This window comes from Bifidobacterium pseudolongum subsp. globosum (assembly GCF_000741295.1).
GTDB classification, from domain to species: domain Bacteria; phylum Actinomycetota; class Actinomycetes; order Actinomycetales; family Bifidobacteriaceae; genus Bifidobacterium; species Bifidobacterium globosum.
Genome location: NZ_JGZG01000001.1, coordinates 210,121 through 234,608, shown reverse-complemented (window position 1 = coordinate 234,608; position 24,488 = coordinate 210,121). Strand labels below are relative to the sequence as shown.

19 protein-coding genes are annotated in these 24,488 nt (G+C 63.3%); 17 read left to right on the top strand and 2 right to left on the bottom strand.

The genetic code is table 11. The annotated features are described in order from the left end of the window. The coding region (locus tag BPSG_RS00955; RefSeq protein WP_034878877.1) for a helix-turn-helix domain-containing protein at positions 1–316 on the bottom strand (316 nt) is incomplete at its 3' end. A 155-nt stretch (positions 317–471) separates the two neighbouring features. Here BPSG_RS00955 and BPSG_RS00950 point away from each other — a divergent pair. The 7 genes from BPSG_RS00950 to BPSG_RS00920 all read left to right on the top strand — a co-directional run bounded on the left by BPSG_RS00950 (position 472) and on the right by BPSG_RS00920 (position 11,776). Continuing rightward, the gene (locus BPSG_RS00950; RefSeq protein WP_099309718.1) at positions 472–3,021 is read left to right on the top strand and encodes a vWA domain-containing protein; all 2,550 of its coding nucleotides are present in this window, start codon (positions 472–474) and stop codon (positions 3,019–3,021) included. A 199-nt stretch (positions 3,022–3,220) separates the two neighbouring features. Continuing rightward, positions 3,221–4,696: a SpaA isopeptide-forming pilin-related protein gene (locus tag BPSG_RS08220; protein ID WP_051592070.1), complete on the top strand. Its 1,476-nt coding sequence runs from the start codon at positions 3,221–3,223 to the stop codon at positions 4,694–4,696. A gap of 396 nt (positions 4,697–5,092) precedes the next feature. Further along, positions 5,093–5,647 carry a transposase gene (locus tag BPSG_RS00940; RefSeq protein WP_225531880.1) on the top strand — a complete coding sequence of 185 codons (555 nt, stop codon included), beginning with the start codon at positions 5,093–5,095 and terminating at the stop codon, positions 5,645–5,647. Between the two features lie 10 nt (positions 5,648–5,657). Continuing rightward, positions 5,658–6,476, top strand: a complete 819-nt coding sequence (locus tag BPSG_RS00935) for a fumarylacetoacetate hydrolase family protein (RefSeq protein ID WP_026643870.1) — start codon at positions 5,658–5,660, stop codon at positions 6,474–6,476. Between the two features lie 467 nt (positions 6,477–6,943). Continuing rightward, entirely contained in the window at positions 6,944–9,625 is a 2,682-nt protein-coding gene (gene clpB / locus BPSG_RS00930; protein WP_026643869.1) for an ATP-dependent chaperone ClpB, read from the top strand. Between the two features lie 120 nt (positions 9,626–9,745). After that, the gene (locus BPSG_RS00925; RefSeq protein ID WP_026643868.1) at positions 9,746–11,131 is read left to right on the top strand and encodes a P-type ATPase; all 1,386 of its coding nucleotides are present in this window, start codon (positions 9,746–9,748) and stop codon (positions 11,129–11,131) included. A gap of 33 nt (positions 11,132–11,164) precedes the next feature. Beyond that, positions 11,165–11,776, top strand: a complete 612-nt coding sequence (locus tag BPSG_RS00920; RefSeq protein ID WP_026643867.1) for a type I phosphoribosyltransferase — start codon at positions 11,165–11,167, stop codon at positions 11,774–11,776. 120 nt (positions 11,777–11,896) lie between these two features. Here BPSG_RS00920 and BPSG_RS00915 read toward each other — a convergent pair whose 3' ends face one another. Then, positions 11,897–12,712: a hypothetical protein gene (locus BPSG_RS00915; protein ID WP_051592069.1), complete on the bottom strand. Its 816-nt coding sequence runs from the start codon at positions 12,710–12,712 to the stop codon at positions 11,897–11,899. A 208-nt stretch (positions 12,713–12,920) separates the two neighbouring features. Here BPSG_RS00915 and BPSG_RS00910 point away from each other — a divergent pair, with 208 nt between their 5' ends. The 10 genes from BPSG_RS00910 (at position 12,921) to rho (ending at position 24,471) form a co-directional block, all read left to right on the top strand. Beyond that, positions 12,921–13,724, top strand: a complete 804-nt coding sequence (locus tag BPSG_RS00910; RefSeq protein ID WP_026643866.1) for a TrmH family RNA methyltransferase — start codon at positions 12,921–12,923, stop codon at positions 13,722–13,724. Between the two features lie 44 nt (positions 13,725–13,768). Then, the gene (locus tag BPSG_RS00905) at positions 13,769–14,734 is read left to right on the top strand and encodes an ABC transporter ATP-binding protein (protein ID WP_026643865.1); all 966 of its coding nucleotides are present in this window, start codon (positions 13,769–13,771) and stop codon (positions 14,732–14,734) included. Between the two features lie 89 nt (positions 14,735–14,823). Beyond that, positions 14,824–15,627, top strand: coding sequence for an ABC transporter permease (locus BPSG_RS00900; RefSeq protein ID WP_026643864.1), 804 nt, complete (start codon positions 14,824–14,826; stop codon positions 15,625–15,627). 38 nt (positions 15,628–15,665) lie between these two features. Further along, entirely contained in the window at positions 15,666–15,962 is a 297-nt protein-coding gene (gene gatC, locus BPSG_RS00895; RefSeq protein WP_026643863.1) for an Asp-tRNA(Asn)/Glu-tRNA(Gln) amidotransferase subunit GatC, read from the top strand. A 1-nt stretch (position 15,963) separates the two neighbouring features. Beyond that, on the top strand, positions 15,964–17,502 hold the full coding sequence (gene gatA / locus BPSG_RS00890; RefSeq protein ID WP_026643862.1) for an Asp-tRNA(Asn)/Glu-tRNA(Gln) amidotransferase subunit GatA: 1,539 nt from the start codon (positions 15,964–15,966) through the stop codon (positions 17,500–17,502). A gap of 19 nt (positions 17,503–17,521) precedes the next feature. Continuing rightward, a complete protein-coding gene (gatB, locus tag BPSG_RS00885; RefSeq protein ID WP_026643861.1) occupies positions 17,522–19,021 on the top strand; it encodes an Asp-tRNA(Asn)/Glu-tRNA(Gln) amidotransferase subunit GatB in 1,500 nt (499 codons plus the stop codon). 168 nt (positions 19,022–19,189) lie between these two features. Next, positions 19,190–20,227, top strand: a complete 1,038-nt coding sequence (locus tag BPSG_RS00880; RefSeq protein WP_099309719.1) for a GNAT family N-acetyltransferase — start codon at positions 19,190–19,192, stop codon at positions 20,225–20,227. A 24-nt stretch (positions 20,228–20,251) separates the two neighbouring features. Further along, the gene (locus tag BPSG_RS00875; RefSeq protein WP_022858892.1) at positions 20,252–20,563 is read left to right on the top strand and encodes a DUF2469 domain-containing protein; all 312 of its coding nucleotides are present in this window, start codon (positions 20,252–20,254) and stop codon (positions 20,561–20,563) included. 193 nt (positions 20,564–20,756) lie between these two features. Beyond that, on the top strand, positions 20,757–22,346 hold the full coding sequence (locus BPSG_RS00870) for an NAD(P)/FAD-dependent oxidoreductase (protein ID WP_026643859.1): 1,590 nt from the start codon (positions 20,757–20,759) through the stop codon (positions 22,344–22,346). Between the two features lie 238 nt (positions 22,347–22,584). Further along, on the top strand, positions 22,585–24,471 hold the full coding sequence (rho, locus tag BPSG_RS00865) for a transcription termination factor Rho (protein WP_026643858.1): 1,887 nt from the start codon (positions 22,585–22,587) through the stop codon (positions 24,469–24,471). Positions 24,472–24,488: the final 17 nt, after the last annotated feature.

The following is a 24,488-nucleotide window of genomic DNA, read 5'->3' as shown; positions in this document are numbered from 1 at the left end:
CCGCGCACGCTTGTGCCGGACCGCTCAGGTCGGCGATCTCGATGCGCTCGTCGATGCTCAGATAGCGCGATGACACAGTGGTTGTGCTGTCTTTCACCCGTCCACCATACCAATCGACCAGAGGCCTTTCGTTGCGTCCGTTCGAACGGGTTCGCCCGTTGCGCCACACCTTTCCCGTGCGCTTGGAGACGCCGACCGCGTGCGCTGCCTGGGTGAAGTTCAGTCCTTCCTCAAGCAGCTGCACATACCGGGCGCGCCGGGCCTCCTGCATGTCTCGAAGCTTCCCGTACTGCACGCCCTCGAACTCGTATGCCATCGCTGCAACCTCCGACTCTCGATGGTGTTGCAACGACCACTAGAATTCGCCTGAGGAGAACCCGACGTTTTGAGGGCAAACACGGCTCCGACGAGCCTCGCACCGAGTCTGGCCGGCGCAAGAGCCGGCTTGTCGCCGCGTTCGTGGCTGTGGCCATGACAGTAGGTCTTGCCGGCGCTGGCGTTGCGGCCTATGGCGAAGATACAACCGACCAGAGCCAATCCGCCACAACGGCGGCGCAGGATGCAACCGCTGCCGCTGAAGGCGTGGATGCCCCACAGCACGCCAAGCGAATCTCCAAGAACGATGACGGAACGTACACGCTGAGCATGGATGCGACGGGCAAGTCCAGTGAATCCACTGAGCAGCAGGTGGTCCCGCTTGACATCGCCCTCGTGTTGGATGTGTCCGGCAGTATGAGTGAACCGTCGGGATCGGGCAAGATTCTCGATTATGTTACAGTGGATTTGGGTGATATGAACACCATTTACACGTATTACGTCAAGAATGCAGACAGTTACCAAGCCGTAACATGTTCTGCGCAAAGCTGGAGAGGCTGCACGACATGGCGGGCAGCAGATGGACAAGAGTATCAAGTCACGTATTCGTTCTATGGGACTCCGAGTGTATGGCCGGCGGTTCAATTCTATAAGGCGGTTGAGGAATCTCGCTTGGATGCGTTGAAGGACGCGGTCACGAACTTCCTGAGCCAAGTCGAGACGCAGAACGAGAGTATCACAGACGAGGCCAAGAAGGTGCAGGTCGCGTTGATCAAGTATGCAGGCAACAAGAACGAGCATACAGGCGACGACATGTACAATGAGTACGGGTATAACTGTAACTATTCCCAGACGGTGCACTCCTTGACTTGGAATGAGTTGCAGCAGGAGCGGGACGCCGTCAACGCCTTGCAAGCTGCTGGTGCCACGCGAGCCGACTACGGTTTGCAGCTTGCGGCCACGCAATTGAATTCGGGCCGCCCCGGTGCACAGAAACTGACCATCTTCTATAGTGATGGTTCCCCCACGTCGTACAGCGAATTCGACACCGAGGTCGCCGACGGCGCGATCACAGCTGCGGCGGATCTCAAGAACGACCATTCCCAAGTCATCTCCATCGGCGCCATGTCAGGGGCGAATCCGGATGGTACAGACGACGCCAACAAGTTCATGAACTACGTGTCGAGCAACTATCCGAATGCGCAGAGCATGAGCGAACCCGGTGCCCGAGGAGAAGGAACCTACTACTATGCGGTGTCCGCCAGCACCAATCTGCAGACGATCTTCGAAAAGATCATCAGCATGGTCACGTCCGGCACCGCGTACCAGGATGTGACGATGACCGATACATTGTCGGACTACGTCGAATTCTCGCAGCCGGATGCGCAGAACTTCGGCGCGGAGCTGGTCATCCGTGACAAGGATGGACACACGGTGGACCCGTCCGTCGTCGGATTGGCCGGCTACACCATCACCGCGCAGCCCGGGTCGAAGACGATATCCATCTCGTTCCCTCAAGGGTATGCGTTGAAGGACGGATACACGTATTCGTTGGAGTACACGATCGTCCCTTCGGCCCAGGCCTATGAGGAGTATGCGGCCAACGTCAATGCCGGAAAGAACGGGTACGGCGAGAACCCCTCCGTGGGCGCGGAAGGCACCGGTGATTCGTCTGCAGGCCAGCAGGGCTTCCGGAGCAACGAGAGGGCCACGATCGACTACAGGCCCCGCGTGAATGGCGAACCACAGGACCTAGTCGAAGGCACTGAATACCCGCACCCGGTCATCCAGGTCGATACTACGCAGTTTGCCAACTTGAGCATCCACAAGGCGTGGATCGCGACCAATCCTGAACCGGACAAGGTGGTGACTGTGGACGTGACGTGCAAGGACGCGGCTGGCGGCAAGTGCACCGGTTATCCGGGCATTGACATCAGTAAGAGCTCAAACTGGACGTCGACAGTACTCATCCCGAAAGCGGATGCTGACCGCACATATACCGTCACCGAACATGCGTTGAGCGGATTCCGCACGTATTACACGAATCGTGAGATCACGATTCCCGCTGATACAGCCGGTGAATACCGTTCGACCGTGACCAACTACCCGGTCGCGATCAACTTCAACTTGAATCAGATTCGCGTTGGTAAGACCGTCCAAGGGACGGATACCAATCAGGACTTCACGTTCACGTTGTCACCGGACCCGGACAATACGGAAGGTGTGACCAATGCGGACGGTACGCCGTTCACGAACGCGACGCTGACACTCGGCGACCATTTCGCCAATGGCACGCAGGTGACGGGAGCCTTTGCCGATACATCCATCACGCTGCCGACTCCGGAGGCTGGCCAGGAAGCGACGTACACCTTCAACATCGCGGAGAACGCGCCATCCCCAAGCGCGGGATGGGCGGCGGACACGGATGCGGTCACGGTGACGGTCACCGTTGGCGCTCCCACGGCGGAGGGCACCATCCCCACCACTGTGACCTATCACTACGCTGCCGACGATGCCGACGGCACCGCAGCCAACAAGAATCTTGCCGCGTTCACCAACCACTGGATCGCGGTCTCACAGCTTCCCCTTACGGGTGAAGGCGGGGCGACTCCGTTGCTCTGGCTTGTCATCGGGGGTGGATTGGGCGTGCTCGCGCTCCTGACGGCAGGAGGTGTGGCGATCTGGCGTACGCGCCGTCTGATCTGACGCCCATGCTGTGCGACTCGTTGCAGTTGCACAGCATGGCGAACGCATCGCCACCAGGCGATGGGTGACAACAAATACACGTGCGGCAACTCAGGGCAGTCCGAGGGGAGCCGCGCACCACGTTCGCAAGAACACTGCTGATGACAGTCGGGCATGCGCAATGTCCACTGCAGGCATACAAGAAAGAGAGGGAAATACCATGCAATTCAAACGACTGTTTGCAGGCGTCGCAGCTGCGGCGACCATGCTCGGGGGATTGGCGATCGGCACCGCAACCGCCAACGCGGCGGATGCCCCGGCCGATACGATCACCATCAACGGCGACGTCAACGGACGTGAGTTCACCGCTTACCTGCTCGGTGAGTACACGAATCCCGTCGTGAGCAACGGCGCCGTGACGTCGGTCGATTTCAATCAGTCAGCAGATTGGACCCCGTCCATCGCGACGGCCGCGCAGACCGCGGCCGCGGTGGCCCCGGCGATCACGATTCCAGCCCAGTACAACGGCAATGAACTCGCGTGGATTGCTTCGCTGAGCCAGACGACCGATGCCGCACGTCTGCGCGCATTCGCTGATGCGTTGAGCAATGCAACGGTGAAGCCCGCGCCGTCCACCACCGTCACAGGTGCCGATGGAACGGCCGTCATTTCGGGCCTCACCCCCGGTTACTATCTCGTCACTGATGGCGACGGTGCGCCCATCTTGGTCGGCACGAACATCAAGGTCGGCGATGCCGTCTATACCACGTTGAACGATGAGACGTTGGCGACCGCCTTCGCGAAGCCCACCCAGCCCACCCAGCCCGGCAAGACAGTGACCGGCGACACCGAGGGCACCGTTTCTCTGGGCGACGTGCTGGGCTATACCATCACCGGTGTGATCCCGGGCAACCCCAGTGGTGAAACGCTGACGATGAAGTTCAAGGATGTGGCTTCCAAGGGCCTGACGCTTCCGTCGACCAAGGATGGCTTCAATGTGATGATCGGCGAGGCAGTCTACACCGGGTATACGCTGACACAGTCCATCGATGCGGACACCAAGCAGACCACCACGGAATTCGACCTTGGCGACGTGAAGGACTACGCCGGCAAGACCGTGACAATCACCTATGATGCGACGGTCAATGAGGATGCACTGGATACGGTGAACAACACCGCGTATGTGTCCAAACCGAACACCGACCAGTACGTCGAAGGAACCCCTGTCGAGAACAAGCTGTACTCCTTCGACTTCACCAAGCAGGATGCCGACGGCAACGCGCTTGCAGGCGCTGAGTTCACAATCTCCGGCGCCAACATCGATGAGGCCTTCACCGCCAATGGCGGCGTGACCACCGTCACATCAGGCGCAGACGGCAAGGTGACGTTCACGGGCCTTGCGGCGGGCACCTATACCGTCAAGGAGACCATGGTCCCGCACGGCTTCCTGCAGAACGTGAAGCCCGAATTCACCGTCACGATCGACAAGGACGGCAACGTTTCCTTCACGCAGGACGCATGGCATCTTGTGGATCCCCAGACCGTGACCGTCAAGAACGTCAAGTCTGTCACCCAGCTGCCGCTCACCGGTGCGGCGGGCATCACGATGCTCATCGTCGTGGCCCTCCTGCTTGGTGGTGCCGCTGCTCTGATTGGCGTGCGTTCCCACAGCCTCAAGCGTCAGCTGACCGCCTGAGACCGGTAATTGGGCGCGGGTCGTCAGGCTCGCGCCCGTCTGCCGCCTTCGTTCCTCGCGGCACTGACTTTCGATCTGCGCCACACGCTTTTATCTCCGACGTGTCGGTCATGCTCGTCAGATTCGGTCGCCTGTGGACGAAGGCGGGATAGGGGCTCCCTGCAGGCATCAACGCCGGGGCCCTTTTTCTCATGGTTGCGCGGTTCAGGCCGTATACGCACATGTGCGATGCGCGATATTCGTAACATCATGATTGACATAGTGGGGTACAATGGTGAGCTGTCAGCGTCTGACGGCCGCGGGCGTGGGCAAGAGTAGTTGGGTGCCTGCGCTGAGGGGCAGTGCATATACATCATGGCTGAAGAGGCCACGAGTGCTCGTGAGAAGGAGCTTACAATGACGGCTGGCGGGGGTGGGGTGTTCAGCGCCGAAGAGATCGTATACCTGAAAACATTGCCGGCGGTTGCGGACGCCACACGGAATCGCATCATCTATGCCGAGTCATTCAAGGTCGACTGTGTGCTGAGGTACGCACAAGGGGAATCGCCGGTCCAACTATTCCGCGAGGCGGGTTTGGACCCATCGCTCATTGGATACAAGCGCATCGAATGTGCCATCGCACGGTGGCGCCGGCAGATGAATGTGGCAGTGACACCCGTGAAACGGACTCATGCCCGCCGTACCCATGCCGACGCAGCCAATCCACTCAGTGTCGCAGGTGGCGCCACTTCGTTTGTGCCACAGCCGGTTGGCGCGCGCGGCGATATTCGGGATGTGCTGATTGCGCAGCAAGTGCGACGCATCGATGAGCTGGAGCGTCAAGTGGACGCGCTGTCGCGCCGACTGCAATATTGTTCGGCACAGCACGATGCCGTTGGGGAGCCCGGCGCTGAGGTGCCGGCTGCAGGCGGCTCCGACTCCATGGGCGCTTCTGACGGAACCGGAGCGTAGACTGGGGCGCATGAGACTCGCACGTTTTTCCCAGGATGACACGCCCCGATACGCGTTTGTGCAGACCGACGAGGCGGACGGCAATGATTATCTCGTAGTGCTCGACGGCTACCCGCTCGCCGGGCAGGTCAGCCCGACCGGCGAGCGCATTCCGCTCGACGCGGACGGCGTGCGCCTGCTCTCCCCGGTGATTCCCTCGAAGGTGTATGGGCTGGCCAAGAACTACGAGGCGCATGCCCAATACATGTATGAGCATGGGCAGTCCACGGTGGAGCACGCGCCTGAAGAGATGGTGATCTTCATGAAGCCCTCGACGTCGGTGATCGGCCCCGACGACCCGATTGTGTACCCGCCGTGCTCGCGCGACATGAATTTCGAGCCGGAGGTGGCCGTGGTGATTGGCCGCATCGCCAAGAACGTGCCGGTCGAGCGCGCGATGGATTACGTGCTCGGCTTCACCTGCGTGAATGATGTGACGCTGCGCGACCTGCAGCAGGGCGATCCGATGTGGACGCGCGCGAAGGGTTTCGACACCTCGTGCCCGCTCGGCCCATGGCTCGTGACGAAGGATGAGTTCGATTGGCGCGACGCGGCGATCTCGTTCTCGCTCAACGGAGAGGTGGTCGACAAGGCGAGCGGCACAACCGCGAACCTGATCCACGACATCCCTTCGCAGATCGCGTTCATCTCGAGCTTCTCCACATTGCTGCCCGGCGACGTGATCCTGACCGGCACCCCGGACGCTTCCGGAAACCTTGTGCCCGGTGATGAAGCCGTGGTGCATGTGGAAGGCATCGGCGACTTGCGCAACATCGTCGTCCGCGGCTGAGCCATTCCGCCATTCCCGCCGGCGCCATCCCGCCGGCATTGTCATATCTGCGACCATATTCGCCATATCGGTGGCCCGTCGCACCCTATCCGCTGCAGGCGGGGCGCCCATCCGGCGATATTCGCTGTTTTGGTCAGTGTATTCGCTGTTTTGGTCACAAATCGGCCTAATTCGTGACCAAAACGGCGAACACAGTGCCCGGCATCCATACGCCTCCTTGACGCGTGCTGTGCCGCTCTCCGGCTGAGCGCTGAAAACCAGTCTCCTCCCAACATCGCGCGCCACAATGGGCTGTAGATGGTCGATTGCGAAGCACATCATCATCATTTTCAAAACTTGAGCGAGATTCACTCAAGTTTTGGGAATACATGATCTGGATCGTTGGTTGACTATATCAGACAAACGAAGCCGCCGGCTCCGCGTGCGCAGCAGCAGCGCGAGACCGGCGTGCACTGATGGAGGATGATATGGAACAAAAATTCACAACACTGGCTCAGGAGGCCTTGGGCGACGCGATTCAGAGCGCTTCGGCGGCCGGTAACCCGCAGGTGGACCCGCTCCACCTGCTCGACGCACTGCTGCGTCAGGAAAACGGTGTGATTCGCGGCCTCATCGAGCAATGCGGCGCGAACGCACAGCAAATCGGCGCCGCCGTGCGCAACGCCCTCGTCGCGCTGCCGAGCGCTTCGGGTTCGTCGACCGCGCAGCCGCAGGCAAGTCGCCAGCTCACGCAGGCAATCGCTGCCGCCGAGAAGGCGATGAAAGAGATGGGTGACGAATACGTCTCCACCGAGCATCTGCTGCTCGGCATCGCCGAAGCCACACCGAACGAGGCCGCGAAGATCCTGAACACCAACGGCGTGACCGCCGACAAGATCCGCGAGGCGATCCCGCAGGTGCGCGGCGGCGCCAAGGTGACAAGCCCGGACGCCGAGGCCTCGTACAAGGCGCTCGAGAAGTTCTCGACCGACCTGACCGCGCGTGCGCGCGACGGCAAACTCGACCCGGTGATCGGCCGTGACCAGGAGATCCGCCGTGTGATCCAGATCCTGAGCCGCCGTACCAAGAACAACCCGGTGCTGATCGGCGAGCCAGGCGTGGGCAAGACCGCCGTCGTGGAGGGCCTCGCCGAGCGCATCGTGGCCGGCGACGTGCCGAGCACACTGCAGAACAAGCGCCTGATCAGCCTCGACCTGGGGTCCATGGTGGCCGGCTCCAAGTACCGCGGCGAATTCGAGGAACGCCTCAAGAGCGTGCTCGACGAGATCCGCAAGTCCGACGGGCAGATCATCACGTTCATCGACGAGATCCACACGATTGTGGGCGCCGGTGCGGCGGAAGGCTCGATGGACGCCGGCAACATGCTCAAGCCGATGCTGGCCCGTGGCGAACTGCGCCTGATCGGCGCGACGACGCTCGACGAATACCGTGAGAACATCGAAAAGGACCCGGCGCTCGAACGCCGTTTCCAGCAGGTGTTCGTGGGCGAACCGAGCGTGGAGGACACGATCGCGATCCTGCGCGGCCTCAAGCAGCGCTACGAAGCACACCACAAGGTCACGATCGGCGACGACGCGCTCGTCGCGGCCGCCACACTGTCGAACCGCTACATCACCGGCCGCCAGTTGCCCGACAAGGCGATTGACCTCGTCGACGAAGCCGCCGCGCACCTGCGCATGGAGCTCGATTCACAGCCGGAGGAGATCGACGAACTGCAGCGCAAGGTGACGCGCCTCGAGATGGAGGAGATGCAGCTCAAGAAGGCCGAGGACCCGGCGTCGAAGGACCGCCTGGCCAAGCTGCAGTCCGAACTCGCCGACAGCCGCGAGCAGCTCGCGGGCCTCAAGGCCCGTTGGGACGCCGAAAAGGCGGGCCACAACAAGGTGGGCGACCTGCGCGCCAAGCTCGACGAAAAGCGCGTGGAAGCCGACAAGGCCACCCGCGAGGGCGACTTGGCGCGGGCCAGCCGCATCCTCTATGGCGAGATCCCCGCAATCCAGAAGGAACTGGCCGCGGCCGAAAGCGAAGCCGAAAAGGAAGCCGAGTTCGCGCACCAGAGCGAACCGATGGTCCCCGACCATGTGGACGCCGATTCGGTGGCCGGCATCGTCTCCGAATGGACCGGCGTGCCGGTGGGACGCCTGATGCAGGGCGAGAACGAGAAGCTGCTCAACATGGAGGAGTACCTCAACAAGCGTGTGATCGGCCAGCCGGAAGCCGTGCAGGCGGTCTCCGACGCCGTGCGCCGTTCGCGCGCCGGCATCTCCGACCCGAACCGCCCGACCGGATCGTTCCTGTTCATGGGCCCGACCGGCGTGGGCAAGACCGAGCTCGCCAAGGCGCTCGCCGACTTCCTGTTCGACGACGAGAAGGCCATGGTGCGCATCGACATGAGCGAATACATGGACAAGTCGTCCGTGTCCCGCCTGATCGGCGCCGCGCCCGGCTACGTCGGATATGAGGAGGGTGGCCAGCTCACCGAAGCCGTGCGCCGCCGCCCGTACTCGGTCGTGCTGTTCGACGAGGTGGAGAAGGCGAACCCCGAGGTCTTCGACATCCTGCTGCAGGTGCTCGACGACGGCCGCCTGACCGATGGACAGGGCCGCACCGTGGACTTCAAGAACACGATCCTGATCATGACGTCGAACCTCGGCTCGCAGTATCTGGTCAACCCGGACCTGAGCGAACAGGAGAAGCGCGACGCGGTCATGAACGCGGTGCACACGCAGTTCCGCCCGGAATTCGTGAACCGCCTCGACGAGCTCGTCATCTTCCACCCGCTCACCCGGCAGGAGCTTGGCAAGATCGTCGACCTGCAGGTCAAGCAGGTCGCCTCGCGCCTGACCGACCGCCGCATCACGCTCGACGTGACCGAAGCAGCGCGCGAATGGCTCGCCGACACCGGCTACGACCCGGCGTACGGCGCCCGCCCGCTGCGCCGCCTCGTGCAGACCGAGGTGGGCGACCAGCTGGCGCGTATGCTGCTCGCCGGCAAGGTCAAGGACGGCGAGACCGTGCTCGTCGACCATACAGGCGGCGATCACCTCGAGCTTTCGGTGCACGAGGTCAACCCGATGGACGGCGACACCAACCCGCTCGACTCGGAAGTCAAGATCGACGGCCATGCCGACGCAAACGGCACCAAGTAACCCCCCCGGGAGTGATTCCATCCTCGCGAACTGCGCAGGCGCGTCACCGCACGCACCTGCGCAGTTCGCATATGGTCGCGTACAGTAGTCACTGTCCGTTATCAACATTGGGGGAGACCCATGAGTCTGAATCTGTTCATCGCGGTGGCGTGCGTGGTCGCGGCAATACTGCTGACTGTAGCGACGGTCCGCTTCTTCTTCAGCGCGCGGCAGCCGCAGATGCAGGCCGCTTTCACAGACCAGCCGGCCGACGCGCACGCGAGCGCCGGCGACACGCTGCGCACCCGCCGTTCGGACAACCGCAAAAGCATCGAGCTGTTGACTCGCCAGCTGGTGGTGAGCGCCATACTGACGCTGTTCGTGCTGCTGCCGACGCTTGTGCGCGCGCTGTACCCCAACGCCGTGCCCAACTGGCTGGTCGACCCGTGGGTGCAGGCGATCATCATCACGCCGGTCATGTTCTACGGCGGCGCGCCAATCCACATCGACGGCTGGGACGCGCTGCTGCGTCGAATGCCGAACATGAACTCCCTCGCGTCGATCGGCACCATCGCCGCATACGCCTACGGCATACTCGTCTGTTTGTTTGAAGGCGCGCTGCCGCAGCCGATGCGCGAACCGTATTTCGAAGTGACCGGCGTGATCGTCACACTTGTGCTGTTCGCGCGCTGGGCGGTGGACATGTGGCTGCCGCGGCGCCCCGCGTCACCATTGCAGGAGCGCGTGGACCGCGTCTCGCGCGTATGGGTGCCAATCACGATTCTGATCGCCCTGTGGACCTTCGTCTGCTGGCTCATCTTCGGCGCACAGCCGTCGTTCACGCGCGCGCTGCTCATGGGCATCAGCGTGCTGATCATCGCATGCCCGGCGGCGCTCGGCTGGGCGGCGCCGCTGTCCGTGGGCGCGGCGCTCGACGACGCGCAGCGCTACGGCATGACCGTGCGCACCGCAAGCGCGCTGCAACAGGCGAAAGACACCAGTGCGGTGCTCGTGGCGCGCGAGCTTGCGCCGCGCGCCGAGCAGGCCATTGCGCAGCTGAGCGGCACCGGCGTGGCGGTCGCCAAGGTTGATGCGCGGCGCGCCGACGAGGCGGTGCGTGCGCTCGCCGAACGCCGTGCCAATGGCGCGACCGTCATGTTCATCGGCGACGGCAGCGAGGATGTGCGAGTGCGCGACGCGGCGGACATCGCCGTCGCGTGCGTCGCGCTCGACAACCCCGAGGCCGCGCCGATCCACGCCGACGTGATTGCCGCGCCGACCGACTACGCGTGCGCGCTCAAGCTGATCCGCCTGTCGAAGGCGACCATGCGCAACATCCGCGAGAACCTGTGGTGGGCGTTCATCTTCAACCTTGTGGGCATTCCGCTCGCAGCCGGCGTGCTCTACCCGTTCGCCGGCTGGGTGCTCAACCCCATGCTCGCGTGCGTGGCGATGATTCTCTCGTCGATCTGCGTGGTGCTCAACGCCGTGCGCCTGCGCCACTGCAAGCTCGACGGCGCATGGTGAGTTTTGACAAGCGGCAACGGTACGCTGGGCACCATGAGTGAGGACACAGAATTCCGCAAGACGGGGAGCGGCTTCATGATGATGGAGCCGCGCGACCAGCTCAAGACGCTGCTGCGCGAACATATGCACGACAAGCCGTTTTCCGAGCTCGCGCCGGTCACGTTCGGCCACCGCGGCGCCGCGCTGATCGGGCACATCATGCTCGACACCCTGGAAGAACAAGGCTATTCGATTGATGACTTCGACGCGGTGGGCGCGCTGACGGCTGCCGCCGTGCCTATGGTCTGCTCGCTCATGCATGCCGCCGCCTCGCGTGGCGAGGATCTGGACGGTTTTGTGATGGACTTCGTGTACCCGGCGATCAAGGGGCCATCTATTGCTGGCAAGCGTGTGATCCTTGTTGATTCATGGCTTTCCGAAAAATCGTATGTGCAGACCTCGTCGCTGGTGACGTTGCGCAATGGCAACGAGCTGAGCCTCGACTTCGGCATCGTCGACGCGCAGGGCGCCACCGTGGTGGCCGTGGCCGCGCTGATCGGCGGCGTCGACATGGAGGAGCCGACGCTCAAGATCACCCACCCCGTGACCGGCGAAGCACATGAGACGCCGTTCGTGGAGATCTTCCACGAATCGGAGCTGCACTAGGCCCCCGCGCACTTTTTTCGGCCCGCCGAAAAAAGTGCGCGGACAACAAGAGGATATGGCCAAAAAGTGCGCGTTGTGGCTTCCACTTTTTTCGGCATTCCGAAGAAAGTGGAAGAGCCCCTATCTGACCACCTTCTTCAACCCCATCAAATGATGCTGCTGCTCAACGGTGACCTGGATAATATCCAGAAACTGGGCTGGATTCCGGAAATCTTCCAGTGTCACATAAATAATCTGCCAGCCCCTTTTCAATAGGTCATTGTGTTTGGCCATGTCCCGGCGCATCTGTTCCACATCGGCGTGGTATGCACCTTGATATTCAAAGGCTATTTTGAGATCAGGGTATGAGACGTCGAGATAGCACACCCTACCTTCAAGCTGTACGCGGAAGTTGGCCACAGGCCTGCCGAATCCGTGGCGTATGAGGAACTCTGCGAGCATGGCTTCCCGGGGCGAGTCGGTGTTTTCAATGAGGAACGGGATGACCTCCATGCACTTTCTCTTGCCATGAAATCCCTTGAGGCTCGTTGCGTACCCTATGATCTCGTCCAATGTGGTCACCCTCCGGACCCTGTCGCGGCATGTGAAATTGGCGGCGATGGTGATCAAGGTGGTCGGTGGGCAGTGTTGGGCCATCTGCGCCCAACACACTTCCGGACGCACTACCTCGAACCCGTCATCCACATGGGTGAGGAGCGGGCCGCGCCATAGATGAGCGCTCACGCCTTGCGTATGGGGCCTCTCATCACGTTGGGACACACTGACATGGAGCGTGAGCGGCTTCATACTGCTGTCAGGGGCGCGGCTTCCCCAATACTCGATGGCGGTGCGGTGCGAAAAGACAGGAGTGTGCTTCATATGGGGAAGCACCAACCGCATCTTGCTTCGGATGCATGAACTCAATTGCTGCGCTTCCTCTCTCATGAACGATGCCATATTGCGTCCTTTCCTATAGGTCGAATGGCCAATGTAGAGGTGCTGGCATGGCCAAGGCAATCTGAACGGGCACATGTGGTCGGACGGTCCGCGCACTTTTTTCGTCAGAGAGAACAAGTGCGCGGGCCATGAGGGGATATGGCCAAAAAGTGCGCGCTGTGGCTTCCACTTTTTCAAGGCGTCGAAAAAAGTGGGTAAGCTGGGCCCCATGCATGAGCCGAATCCGATCGATATCGCAGCCAAAGCCTCCGGCGAGCCCACATTCCGCGAAGTCGGCGTGGGGCCATGGGAAGAGGCCCACCCCGGCGAACCCCGCCCCGACGACCCGCGGTTCAGCGCGCAGCTGCTTGATGAGGGCGACCGCCGCAACGTGCTCGACCGCTACCGCTACTGGACGGTCGAGGCGATCAAGGCCGACCTGGACGCGCGCGGCAGGCACCCTTTTGAAGTGGCCGTGGAGAACTGGACCCATGACTTCAACATCGGCTCCATGGTGCGCACAGCCAACGCGTTCACCGCGAACCGCGTGCACATCGTCGGCCCGCACAAATGGAACCGCAAGGGCGCGTTGATGACCGAGCTCTACCAGCACGTGGTCAACCACCCTTCCATCCAGAACCTTGTGGACGACTGGCACACACGCATCGCCGCCGAGCGCGCCGAGGCCGAACGGCATATCGCCGAACTTGAACCCCAGCTGCTTGAACTGGCGCCCGCCGACCTGCATGCAGGGCTCAAGCAAGCCCGGCACCAACTGCACATGGCGCAACATGCCAGGGTCATCGCGCTCGACATTGTGCCAGGCGCGGCGCCGATCGAGACCTATGATTTTCCCGAACGCTGCCTCATGCTCTTTGGCGCGGAAGGCCCTGGCCTGTCACAGAAGGCCATCGATCTGGCGGACGATGTGGTGTACATCAGCCAGTTCGGCTCGGTGCGTTCGATTAACGCCGGGGCAGCGGCGGCCGTCTCGATGCACGCGTGGATCAGCCAACACGCAGACACAGTGTGAACGCCGCCCCGCATGGCACCACCCGCGCATGCTAGCCTTGCGGCGTGATCGAGATACAGGGCATTACCAAGACATTCGGTGCCAACCGCGTGTTGGACGATGTGAGTTTTGTGGCCGCAAACGGCGCGGTCACTGGATTCCTGGGGCCCAACGGCGCCGGCAAATCCACCACGATGCGCGTGCTGCTCGGGCTGATTACGCCCGACCACGGCACCGCGCTGATCGATGGCGTGCCGTATACGCGGCAGGCGAGCCCGATGAGCTCGGTCGGTGCCGTGCTCGACGCCAAATGCGCGCCGCGCAACCGCTCCGCTTACGCGTACCTGTGCGCGCTCGCCTACACGAACAACATCGCGCGCGGCCGCGTGGACGAGGTCATGGACCTGACCGGCCTCGCCAGTGTGAAGAAGACGAAGGCGGGCAAATTCTCACTCGGCATGAGCCAGCGCCTCGCGATCGCGGCGGCGCTGCTGGGCGACCCGAAGAACCTCGTGCTCGACGAGCCGGTGAACGGCCTCGATGCCGAAGGTGTCAAATGGGTGCGCGACCTGTGCCGCAACTGCGCGGCACAAGGGCGCGCGGTGCTGCTCAGCTCGCACCTGATGAACGAGGTGGCGCTCACCGCCGACAATCTGGTGATCATCGGCGAAGGCCGCATCCTGCGCACCGGTACCGTGGCTGACTTCGTGAAAGAGCATTCGCGCCACCTGCTCTCGGTCGTCACGCCGGACGCCGGGAAGATGCATGCGATGCTCGCCGCGTCGCCCACGGTGCGCATCACCGAGAAGCCGGTGGATTCGGGGTACCCTGCCGACGCGCGCGCCTTTGAGATCGAGGGCGCGGATTTCGCCGCGGTCGCGCGCGGATTCGCCGCACACCAAATCATCGCATACCAATTCGTGCGCCAGCAGGTCTCGCTTGAGCAGGCGTACATGGAACTGACCCACGGGCATGCGCGCTATGTTGCTGCGCAGCCCGCCCAACAGCCGCAGAACGGAGGTGCGCGATGAGCGCAACCCAGCCGGCCGAACGCCATGCCGCGCACCGGCCCGTACACACGTTGACCTTCGCCGGCGCGGTGCGCTCGGAGTGGTGCAAGATGTGGAGCGCCATGTCCACCTATGTGCTGCTTGTGCTGTGCGTGGCGTTCTTCGCCGTCAACAGCCTGATGATCGGCTGGCTCCTCAATTTCATGGCGTCGCAGGAAGCCATGCCGGTGGGCATGGAAGACGTATGGACCACGGCGAGCACCGGCGCGACCGACGGCATGCTCATCGTCGGCATCTTGGGCGTCATGGTCATGACAAGCGAGTATTCGAGCCAATCCATCATCACGTCGCTCACCGTGAACCCGCGGCGCGCGATGTTCATGGACGCGAAGGCGCTCGTACTGGCCGCGGTCACCTTCCTCGCCTCGTTCGTGGGTGTGCTCGTGGCGTGGGGCTGCGCATGGCTCATGGTGCACGGCGCGGTCTCGACCGGCACGCAGGCGATGCCCGCGGCGCTGCCATGGGTCACGCTGCTCGGCGTGCCGCTCGCGATGGCGCTCACCGCGGTCATGGCGATGGGATTCGGCGCCATGCTGCGCTCCACCGTGGGCGGTGTGCTGTGCGTCGTCGGCCTGTTCACGCTGCTGCCGTCGATTCTGCAGCTTGCGCAACTGCTCGGCGACCGCTTCGCGTGGATCGTCTCGGTCAACAACTGCCTGCCGTCCAGGGCACTGGAATCGTTCATCGGCGCCGGCGCCTCGTCGTTCGCCAACAGCATGGGCGCCGTCATGACGGTCGGATCGACCCAGCCGTTCCAGCCCACATGGGGCTGGGCCGGCGTGATCCTCCTGGCATGGGCCGTGGCGGTCTATGCCGCCGGCGTGGCCGTCACCGCCAAGCGCGACGTCAAGTAGCGCGGGCCTCGTCACATTTGGTTCGTATAGTAAGAGGCATGCCAACATTCACACGCGAAGAAATTATCCATCTGGGTGATCTGGCTCGCATTGCGCTCACCGACGAGGAAATCACTCGTATGCAGAGCGAGCTCAATGTGATCGCCGACGCCATCGACTCCGTGCAGGAAGCCGCCACCGCAGACGTGGAGCCGACTGCCAACCCCGTTCCGCTCGAGACATACCTGCGCCCGGACGTGCCGGTCACGCCGTTGCCGCAATCCGAAGTGCTGGCCGCCGCGCCGGCCACCGCCGACGGCATGTTCGTGGCGCCGCAGATCCTGGGGGAGGAGTGACATGACCGATACCACTGAACTCGTCAAACTGTCCGCCGTGCAGATGGCGGAGAAACTGCGCGCCAAGGAGATCACGAGCCGTGACCTCGTCTCCGCGCAGCTCGACGTGATCGACGCCGCAGAGCCATCGATCAAGGCGTTCCTGACCGTCTCGGGCGAAGCCGCCCTTGAGCAGGCGGACGCGTTCGACAATCTGTCTGACAGTGAGAAGGCCGAACTGCCCGAGCTCGCCGGCGTGCCGATCGCGATCAAGGACATGATCGTGACGAAGGGCATTCAGACGACGGCCGCCTCGCGCATCCTCGAAGGCTGGATCCCGCCCTACGACGCGACCGTGATTGAGAAGCTCAAGGCCGCGCACATGCCGCTGCTCGGCAAGACGAACCTCGACGAGTTCGCGCAGGGCTCGTCGACCGAGCATTCCGCATACCAGAACACGAGCAACCCGTGGGACGTGGAGCGCGTGCCCGGCGGATCCGGCGGTGGCTCCGCCGCGGCCGTCAGCTCGTTCGAGGCCCCGCTCGCCCTCGGCACCGACACCGGCGGCTCGATCCGCCAGCCGGGCGCGCTGACCGGCACGGTCGGCGTCAAGCCGACGTACGGCGGCGTCTCGCGTTTCGGCGCGATCGCCATGGCCTCGTCGCTCGACCAGATCGGCCCCGTGACGCGCACCGTGCTCGATTCCGCGCTGCTGCAGGAGATCATCGGCGGCCACGACAAGCGTGACTCGACGTCGATCCCCGAAGGCCCGCGCCCGATGGTCGCCGCCGCGCGCGAAGGCCAGCGTCGCGACCTCAAGGGCCTCAAGGTGGGCCTCGTGAAGGAGCTCAACGGCGAAGGCTTCCAGCCGGGCGTCGAAGCGCGCTTCCATGAGGCGGTCGACATGCTCACCGCCATGGGCGCCGAGGTCGTGGAGGTCTCGTGTCCGAACTTCAAGTACTCGCTCGGCGCGTACTACATCATCATGCCGTCCGAAGTCAGCTCGAACCTGGCGCGGTATGACGGCATGCGCTACGGCCTGCGCGTCATGCCGCCGGAAGATGTGGCGCAGACCGCCGCGAACATGATGGCGTACACGCGCGAAGCCGGCTTCGGCGACGAGGTCAAGCGCCGCATCATCCTCGGCACCTACGCGCTTTCGGCCGGCTACTACGACGCTTGGTACGGTTCCGCGCAGAAGGTGCGCACACTGATCATCAACGACTTCAAGAAGGCGTTCGAACAGGCCGACGTGCTCGTCTCCCCGACGAGCCCGACGACCGCGTTCAAGTTCGGTGAGAAGATGGACGACCCGTTGGCCATGTACATGAACGACATCGCCACGATCCCGGCCAACCTCGCCGGTGTGCCGGCCATGAGCATCCCCGCCGGACTGTCCGACGACGGCCTGCCGGTCGGCTTCCAGTTCATCGCGCCGCAGCAGCGCGACGAAGTGATGTACAAGCCGGCGGCGGCGCTCGAAGCCGCGCTCGAGGAGAGCTGGGGCGCGCCGATCTGGAGCTCGCTCAAGACGCCGTGGCTCGATGGACTGAACAAGTGAAGGTGGCAGGAAAGTAATTATGGCTGAACAACTCATGAAGTATTCCGAGGCCGTCAAGAAGTTCGATCCGGTCATCGGTCTGGAGACGCATGTCGAGCTGAGCACGAACACCAAGCTGTTCTGTCCGGCCCCGATCTCGTTCGGCGCCGAGCCGAACACCGAGCTGACCCCAGTGAGCCTCGGCCTGCCGGGGTCGCTGCCGGTGATCAACGAGGCGGCGGTGGATTATGCGATCAAGCTCGGTCTTGCGCTGCACTGCCAGATCAACGAGTGGAGCCAGTTCTCGCGCAAGAACTACTTCTACCCGGACATGCCGCGCGATTACCAGATCTCCCAGTACGACAAGCCGACGAACGGCGAAGGCTATCTGGACGTGGAGCTTGAGGACGGCACCGTGTTCCGCGTGCCGATCGAGCGCGCGCACATCGAGGACGACGCCGGCAAGAACACGCATGTGGGCGGCGCCGACGGCCGCATCGAGGGCGCCGACCATTCGCTCGTCGACTACAACCGCGCGGGTGTGCCGCTCATCGAGATCGTGACGAAGCCGATCGAGGGCGCCGGCGACCGCGCGCCGGAGATCGCAGGCGCCTACATGCGCGCGATCCGCGACATCGTGCGCGCGCTCAACATCTCGCACGCGCGCATGGAGCAGGGCAATATGCGCGCCGATGTGAATGTCTCGCTGCGCCGCGACCCGTCCGACCCGTTCGGCACGCGTTCGGAGACCAAGAACGTCAATTCGTTCCGCGGCATCGAGCGCACGATCCAGTACGAGATCCGCCGCCAGGCCGCGATCCTCGACAAGGGCGGCGAGATCCTGCAGGAGACGCGCCACTGGGACGAGGCCTCGCAGGCCACCGCCGGCGGCCGTGTGAAGTCCGACGCCGACGACTACCGCTACTTCCCGGACCCGGATCTGGTGATGCTGCACATCACGCCCGAACATGTGGACGAGATCCGCAAGCAGATGCCGGAGATGCCGCGTGAGCGCCGCAACCGCCTCAAGGGCGAGTGGAACTTCAGCGACATCGAGATGCGCGACGTGGTCAACGCCGACGCGCTTGACCTGATCGAGGAGACCGTCAAGCTCGGTGCCACGCCGGCCGGCGCCAAGAAGTGGTGGCTCGGCGAGCTGTCGCGCGAAGCCAATGCGAAGGGCGTAGCCCTCGAGGAGCTCGACATCACGCCGCAGGCCGTGGCCGACGTGGAGCGCCTGATTGCGGACGGCAAGCTCAACGACAAGCTGGCCAAGCAGACCGTGGCGTTCGTGCTCAAGGGCGAAGGCACGCCGGAGCAGATCGTGGAGGCCCATGGCTTCAAGGTCGTCTCCGACAACGGAGCGCTGCAGGCCGCCGTGCAGGAGGCGCTTGACGCCAACCCGGATGTTGTGGAGAAGCTCAAGGGTGGCAACATGAAGCCGATGGGAGCCATCATCGGCGCGGTCATGCGCGCCACGAAGGGCCAGGCGGACGCCAAGGCCGTCACGAAGATCGTCATGGAGAAGATCAAGGGCTGAGCGCGCGTGCGCGTGACCGCCTGACTGTGTGCCTGCCGGGGCCGAGCGCCCGGGCAGGCACACCTGTTTTTTCGGCGTATATCCAGCGTTTGTTCGACGACCTCTTAGCATACAATAGAAAGATTGGAGGATGTGGGATTCTCTGATGACAGGATTAAAGGAATGATCATGGTTGAGACAGACGACCGTCTGCAGGGGGAACAGGACCGCCCGCGGGAGCTGCCCGCGCGCATTGACATACCCGATATCAGAGGGGAAATGGTGTATCTGCGCCCTGCCACACAGCAGGACCTGGAGAAGATGGACGCCATAGACGCATACGTGAACGCCTCGGGGCTCACCGGCAAGGACCGCGTGGCCGAGCGCGCCGCCGTGCATGCGTGGGTGCTGCGTTCGGAGGCCTGGGCCAACGGCACCGACGTCGGCAGCGGCATCGACGACCCCGAACAGCGCCGCACGATTGCGTGGTCGTTGATGACCACGCCCGACGATTGCGAAAGCGAGACGGTCGACGCGCAGAGCGCGACCGAGTTCCTCGGCATGATCTTCCTCATCGACATTGACGGCTGGGCGCGTTCGGCGCGCATCCAGGTGATCCTGGGCAAGGATTACCGCGGGCGCGGCTATTCGCGCGACGCGATGCCGCGCGTCATGACCTATGGATTCGCCGAGCCACCGGAGGGCTTGGGGCTGCACCGCATCTGGGTGGCGGTGCCCGAAAAGAACACGCGGTCATACTCCGTCTACCAGTCGCTCGGCTTCGTGCCGTCGGGCGTCTCGCGCCATGCCCTGTGGGACAACCGCCTCGGCAAATACCAGGACCTCAACGTGCTCGACACGCTCGACGACGAATTCGATCCGGTGCGCGCGATGGACGCGTTCGGTATGCACGTCATCACGTCGAACCCGGGCATGGAAAAGGCGCTTTCGCAGCATGAGCACACGCTCGCGATCCGCAAGCAGCAGCTGCTCGCCGAATCCGGCGCCGTCATGGAGCCGGACGCGCAGGGCGACACAACAGACAAGGCAGGGATCGGCGAGCGCATGCGCTCCGATTCCGAGCGCATCGCGCAGGACGCGGTCGAATCGGAGAACACGTGGCCGTACAATTCGGCGGAGCGCAACACGTCGAAGAAGGCGTGGTGGCGCACGTTGGGCCACGACCGCATGAAGCGCCGCGCGCACACCGACGCCGACGACCAGTGAGAGCAAGGACACCAAAAGGACACCATGAGCGCAGAAGACCTCGACAACTATGAGACGAACGCCGAACTCGCGTTGTACAAGGAATACCGCGACGTGATCAAGCTGTTCACCTACGTCGTGGAGACCGAGCGGCGGTTCTATCTGGCGAACAAAGTGGATTTCAACGTGCGTTCGGCAGGGCAGGACGTGTATTTCGACGTGCGCCTGACCGACGCATGGGTGTGGGACGTGTACCGTTCCAGCCGCTTCGTCAAGAACGTGCGCATCGTCACGTTCAAGGACGTGAACGTGGAGGAAGTGCAGAAAAGCGACATCGACATTCCCGAAGGAATGTGAATCCGTCAGCCTACACCGAACTGAGTGGGGCCAATGGTCATGCCACGCCTTACAATCGTAAGGTGAAATCCAACGATGCGCCGTCTTGTGTGGCGTTTTCAAGCTAGGTTCGCCGGCAATCCCCGCATATCACCATGGTGACCATGACCATAGGCCGCCGGCGGCCACTGTGAACCTAAAGGAGTGCAACAGCGTGTCTGACAAGGAATCCGTAGTCATCATCGGCGGCGGCCCCGCCGGGCTGACTGCCGCTTGGGAACTGATCAAGGATGGCGGCGACGCGCGCTACGACGTGACGGTGCTCGAGGAAAGCCAGGAGTTCGGCGGCATCGCGCGCACCGTACGCCACAATGGCAACCGCATGGACATCGGCGGCCACCGCTTCTTCTCGAAGGACGACCGCATCATGCAGTGGTGGGCGCAGACGCTGCCGCTGCAGGGTGCGCCGTCGTACGACGACAAGAAGCTGGGTCGCAGCCATGAGCTCGAACCGGGCGGCCCAGACCCGGAGAAGACCGACAAGGTGATGCTCAAGCGCCACCGTGTCTCGCGCATCTTCTGGAACAAGCATTTCTTCGATTACCCGATCTCGCTCTCCGTGTCCACGCTCAAGGCGATGGGCCCGCGCATCACGGTGGAAGCCGGGTTCTCGTACCTCAAGTCCGTGTTCCACAAGCTGCCGGAAGACAATCTGGAGAACTTCTACATCAACCGCTTCGGCCGCAAGCTTTATTCGATGTTCTTCGAGGGATACACCGAGAAGCTGTGGGGCCGCCACCCCTCCGAGATCTCGGCCGACTGGGGCTCGCAGCGCGTCAAGGGCCTGAGCATCATGGGCGTGCTGAAGAACGCCGTGCAGAAGTTGCTGCCGAAGAAACGCAGCAACGCCGAAGTGGAGACGTCGCTCATCGAGGAGTTCTGGTACCCCAAGTTCGGCCCCGGCCAGCTGTGGGAGACCGTCGAACAGAACTGCGTGGACGCGGGTGTGACCGTGCTCACCGGCGCCAAGGTGGTGGCGATCCACCGCGAGAACGGCGCGATCTCCTCGGTCGACTACGAAGACGCCGAAGGCAAGCGCACCACACTTAAGGCCGACCAGTTCATCTCGTCGATGCCGGTGAAGGACCTTGTGGAAGCGCTCGACACCGAGCAGGACCCGGCGCCGCGGGACATGGTGGCCGTGGCCAAGGGCCTGCCATACCGCGACTTCGTGACGGTGGGCATCCTTGTCAAGCGCCTCAAGCTCAAGAACACGACCGACATCCCCACGCTCGGCAACCCGCCGATCGTGCCGGACTGCTGGATCTACGTGCAGGACCCGGGCTACAAGGTGGGGCGCCTGCAGATCTTCAACAACTGGAGCCCCTACCTCGTCAAGGACGTCGACGACACCGTGTGGATCGGCCTCGAATACTTCTGCGAGGAAGGCGACGACTTCTGGAACATGACCGACGAGGAGGCCACGCGCTTCGCCATCAAGGAGCTCACCCGCATGGGTGTGATCAACGGCGCCCACGAAGTGCTCGATGCGCACCGCGAACGTGTCAAGAAGGCATACCCGGCCTATTTCGACACCTACGACCAGATGCCGGAACTCGTGGAATACCTCGATTCCTTCGGCAACCTGTATTGTGTGGGCCGCAATGGCCAGCACCGCTACAACAACATGGACCATTCGATGGCCACCGCCATCGAAGCGGTGGGCAACATCAAGGAACACCGGACCTCGAAGAGGAACGTGTGGTCCGTCAACACCGAAAAGTCCTACCACGAATCCAAATAAACCCGTAAACCGGCGGCCGGCGGCGCGGGGCCTCCATGGGGAGGAAGGCCCCGCACGCCGCCCGCACGGCGGGCATAGCGCGCCGTACAGTCGCCGTTCCGTTGTACAGTAGGGACGTCCGGCGGAACAATGCCGGACATTCCCCAAATTGACGACGGCATCGTCTGATGCTTGTTCGTACAACTCTTTGCTCAGCCATGGCGATCTCCATGCATGGCCAAAGAAAGGCACAACTCAATTGGCAACAACCTCAAACCTAGACGAGATGAAACTCCCGGAGCTCAAAGAGCTGGCCAAGCAACTGGGCCTGCGGGGCGTCTCCACCATGCGCAAGGGCGATTTGATTGCAACGCTGCAGGCCGCCCGCAGTGGCGGCGAAGCCCCGGCCGGAGTGACCGTGCGCGCCCCCAAGGCCGAGAGCGCCGTCGCCCAAAGGACCAAGAAGCAGGAACAGCCTGCACCGGCCGCCGAGGAGCGGCAGCCCGCGCCCAAGGCACAGGCCGCCGCACAGGAGCCGGCCCAGGATGAGTCGCCGGCCCCGCAGAGCAACATGGAGATGAAGGTCACCGCACGCCGCGTGCGCAAGCGCCGCGGTGCAGAGGCACCGGCCACCGGCCGCACCGACGACGAGGCCGCGAGCAAGGCCGCCGATGACCTGCTCAGCACGCTCGATCTGCACGGCGACGGCCAGAAGCAGGGCCGTCGCAACGCAGAACCTCGCCCACGCCGCGGCCGCCACGCCGCCGACGTGGACGAGCAGCCGCGCCACCGCCACGCCGAACCGCGCGAGGTGCCGCAGGACCTCGACGAGATCCTCGACTCGCTGCCCGTGCACAAGAACGCCGACCACGAATCCTCGAACATGCGCGCCGAGGCGCAGCACCGCGGCCGCAACCGCGCGAACAACGAGCGCAACAACAACCGCCGCAACAAGAACCGTGACAACGACAAGCGCGACGAACAGCCCGCGGACCTCGTGCCTGTGGCCGGCATCGTCGACGTGCTCGACTCGTACGCGTTCATCCGCACATCCGGCTACCTGCCCGGCCCCAACGACGTGTATGTCTCGATGGGGCAGATCAAGAAGTACGGCCTGCGCAAGGGCGACGCCGTCAAAGGCTCGATCCGCACGCCGCACGAAGGCGACCGCCGTAACCAGCGCCAGAAGTTCGTGCCGCTGCAGTCGATCGACTCGATCAACGGCATGAGCGTTGAGGAGGCTTCGCGCCGCCCGCAGTTCAGCAAGCTCACGCCGCTCTACCCGAATGAGCGCCTGCGCCAGGAAACGACGCCGAACCGTCTGACCGGCCGCCTGATCGACATCGTCGCGCCGATCGGCAAAGGCCAGCGTGGTCTGATCGTCTCGCCACCGAAGGCAGGCAAGACGATCACCTTGCAGAACATCGCGAACGCGATCGCCACGAACAACCCCGAAGTGTATCTGATGGTCGTGCTCGTGGACGAACGCCCCGAAGAGGTCACCGACATGGAGCGCACCGTGCAGGGCGAGGTCATTTCGTCGACCTTCGACCGCCCGGCCTCCGACCACACGACGGTGGCCGAACTCGCGATCGAACGCGCCAAGCGCCTTGTGGAACTGGGGCAGGATGTGGTTGTGCTGCTCGATTCGATGACACGCCTGGCCCGCGCCTACAACATCGCGGCGCCGGCTTCGGGCCGTATCCTTTCGGGTGGTGTGGACGCGCAGGCGCTCTACCCGCCGAAGAAGTTCTTCGGCGCCGCCCGCAATATCGAAAACGGCGGTTCGCTCACGATCATCTCGTCGGCGCTTGTGGAGACCGGCTCGAAGATGGACGAAGTGATCTTCGAGGAGTTCAAGGGCACCGGCAACATGGAGCTGCGCCTGAGCCGCGAGCTCGCCGACAAGCGCATGTTCCCGGCTGTCGACATCAACGCTTCGGGTACGCGCCGCGAAGAGCTGATCACCGACCCGCAAGAACTGCCGGTGATCTACCGCCTGCGCCGTCTGCTCGGCGGCCTCGAGCCCGAGCAGGCGTACCAGACGCTCGTGCCGCGCCTCAAGAAGACGATGACGAACCACGACTTCTTCAGTGCGATTCTGCAGCAGGGCGGCGGTGCGATCAACGGCAATGCCGATCACTGATCCGCGTACGCGTACAG

Coding starts and splice junctions, on each gene's coding strand:
- BPSG_RS00950 (WP_099309718.1), top strand. CDS start 472: ATGACAGTAGGTCTTGCCGGCGCTGGCGTTGCGGCCTATGGCGAAGAT.
- BPSG_RS08220 (WP_051592070.1), top strand. CDS start 3,221: ATGCAATTCAAACGACTGTTTGCAGGCGTCGCAGCTGCGGCGACCATG.
- BPSG_RS00940 (WP_225531880.1), top strand. CDS start 5,093: ATGACGGCTGGCGGGGGTGGGGTGTTCAGCGCCGAAGAGATCGTATAC.
- BPSG_RS00935 (WP_026643870.1), top strand. CDS start 5,658: ATGAGACTCGCACGTTTTTCCCAGGATGACACGCCCCGATACGCGTTT.
- clpB (WP_026643869.1), top strand. CDS start 6,944: ATGGAACAAAAATTCACAACACTGGCTCAGGAGGCCTTGGGCGACGCG.
- BPSG_RS00925 (WP_026643868.1), top strand. CDS start 9,746: ATGAGTCTGAATCTGTTCATCGCGGTGGCGTGCGTGGTCGCGGCAATA.
- BPSG_RS00920 (WP_026643867.1), top strand. CDS start 11,165: ATGAGTGAGGACACAGAATTCCGCAAGACGGGGAGCGGCTTCATGATG.
- BPSG_RS00915 (WP_051592069.1), bottom strand. CDS start 12,712: ATGGCATCGTTCATGAGAGAGGAAGCGCAGCAATTGAGTTCATGCATC.
- BPSG_RS00910 (WP_026643866.1), top strand. CDS start 12,921: ATGCATGAGCCGAATCCGATCGATATCGCAGCCAAAGCCTCCGGCGAG.
- BPSG_RS00900 (WP_026643864.1), top strand. CDS start 14,824: ATGTGGAGCGCCATGTCCACCTATGTGCTGCTTGTGCTGTGCGTGGCG.
- gatC (WP_026643863.1), top strand. CDS start 15,666: ATGCCAACATTCACACGCGAAGAAATTATCCATCTGGGTGATCTGGCT.
- gatA (WP_026643862.1), top strand. CDS start 15,964: ATGACCGATACCACTGAACTCGTCAAACTGTCCGCCGTGCAGATGGCG.
- gatB (WP_026643861.1), top strand. CDS start 17,522: ATGGCTGAACAACTCATGAAGTATTCCGAGGCCGTCAAGAAGTTCGAT.
- BPSG_RS00880 (WP_099309719.1), top strand. CDS start 19,190: ATGGTTGAGACAGACGACCGTCTGCAGGGGGAACAGGACCGCCCGCGG.
- BPSG_RS00875 (WP_022858892.1), top strand. CDS start 20,252: ATGAGCGCAGAAGACCTCGACAACTATGAGACGAACGCCGAACTCGCG.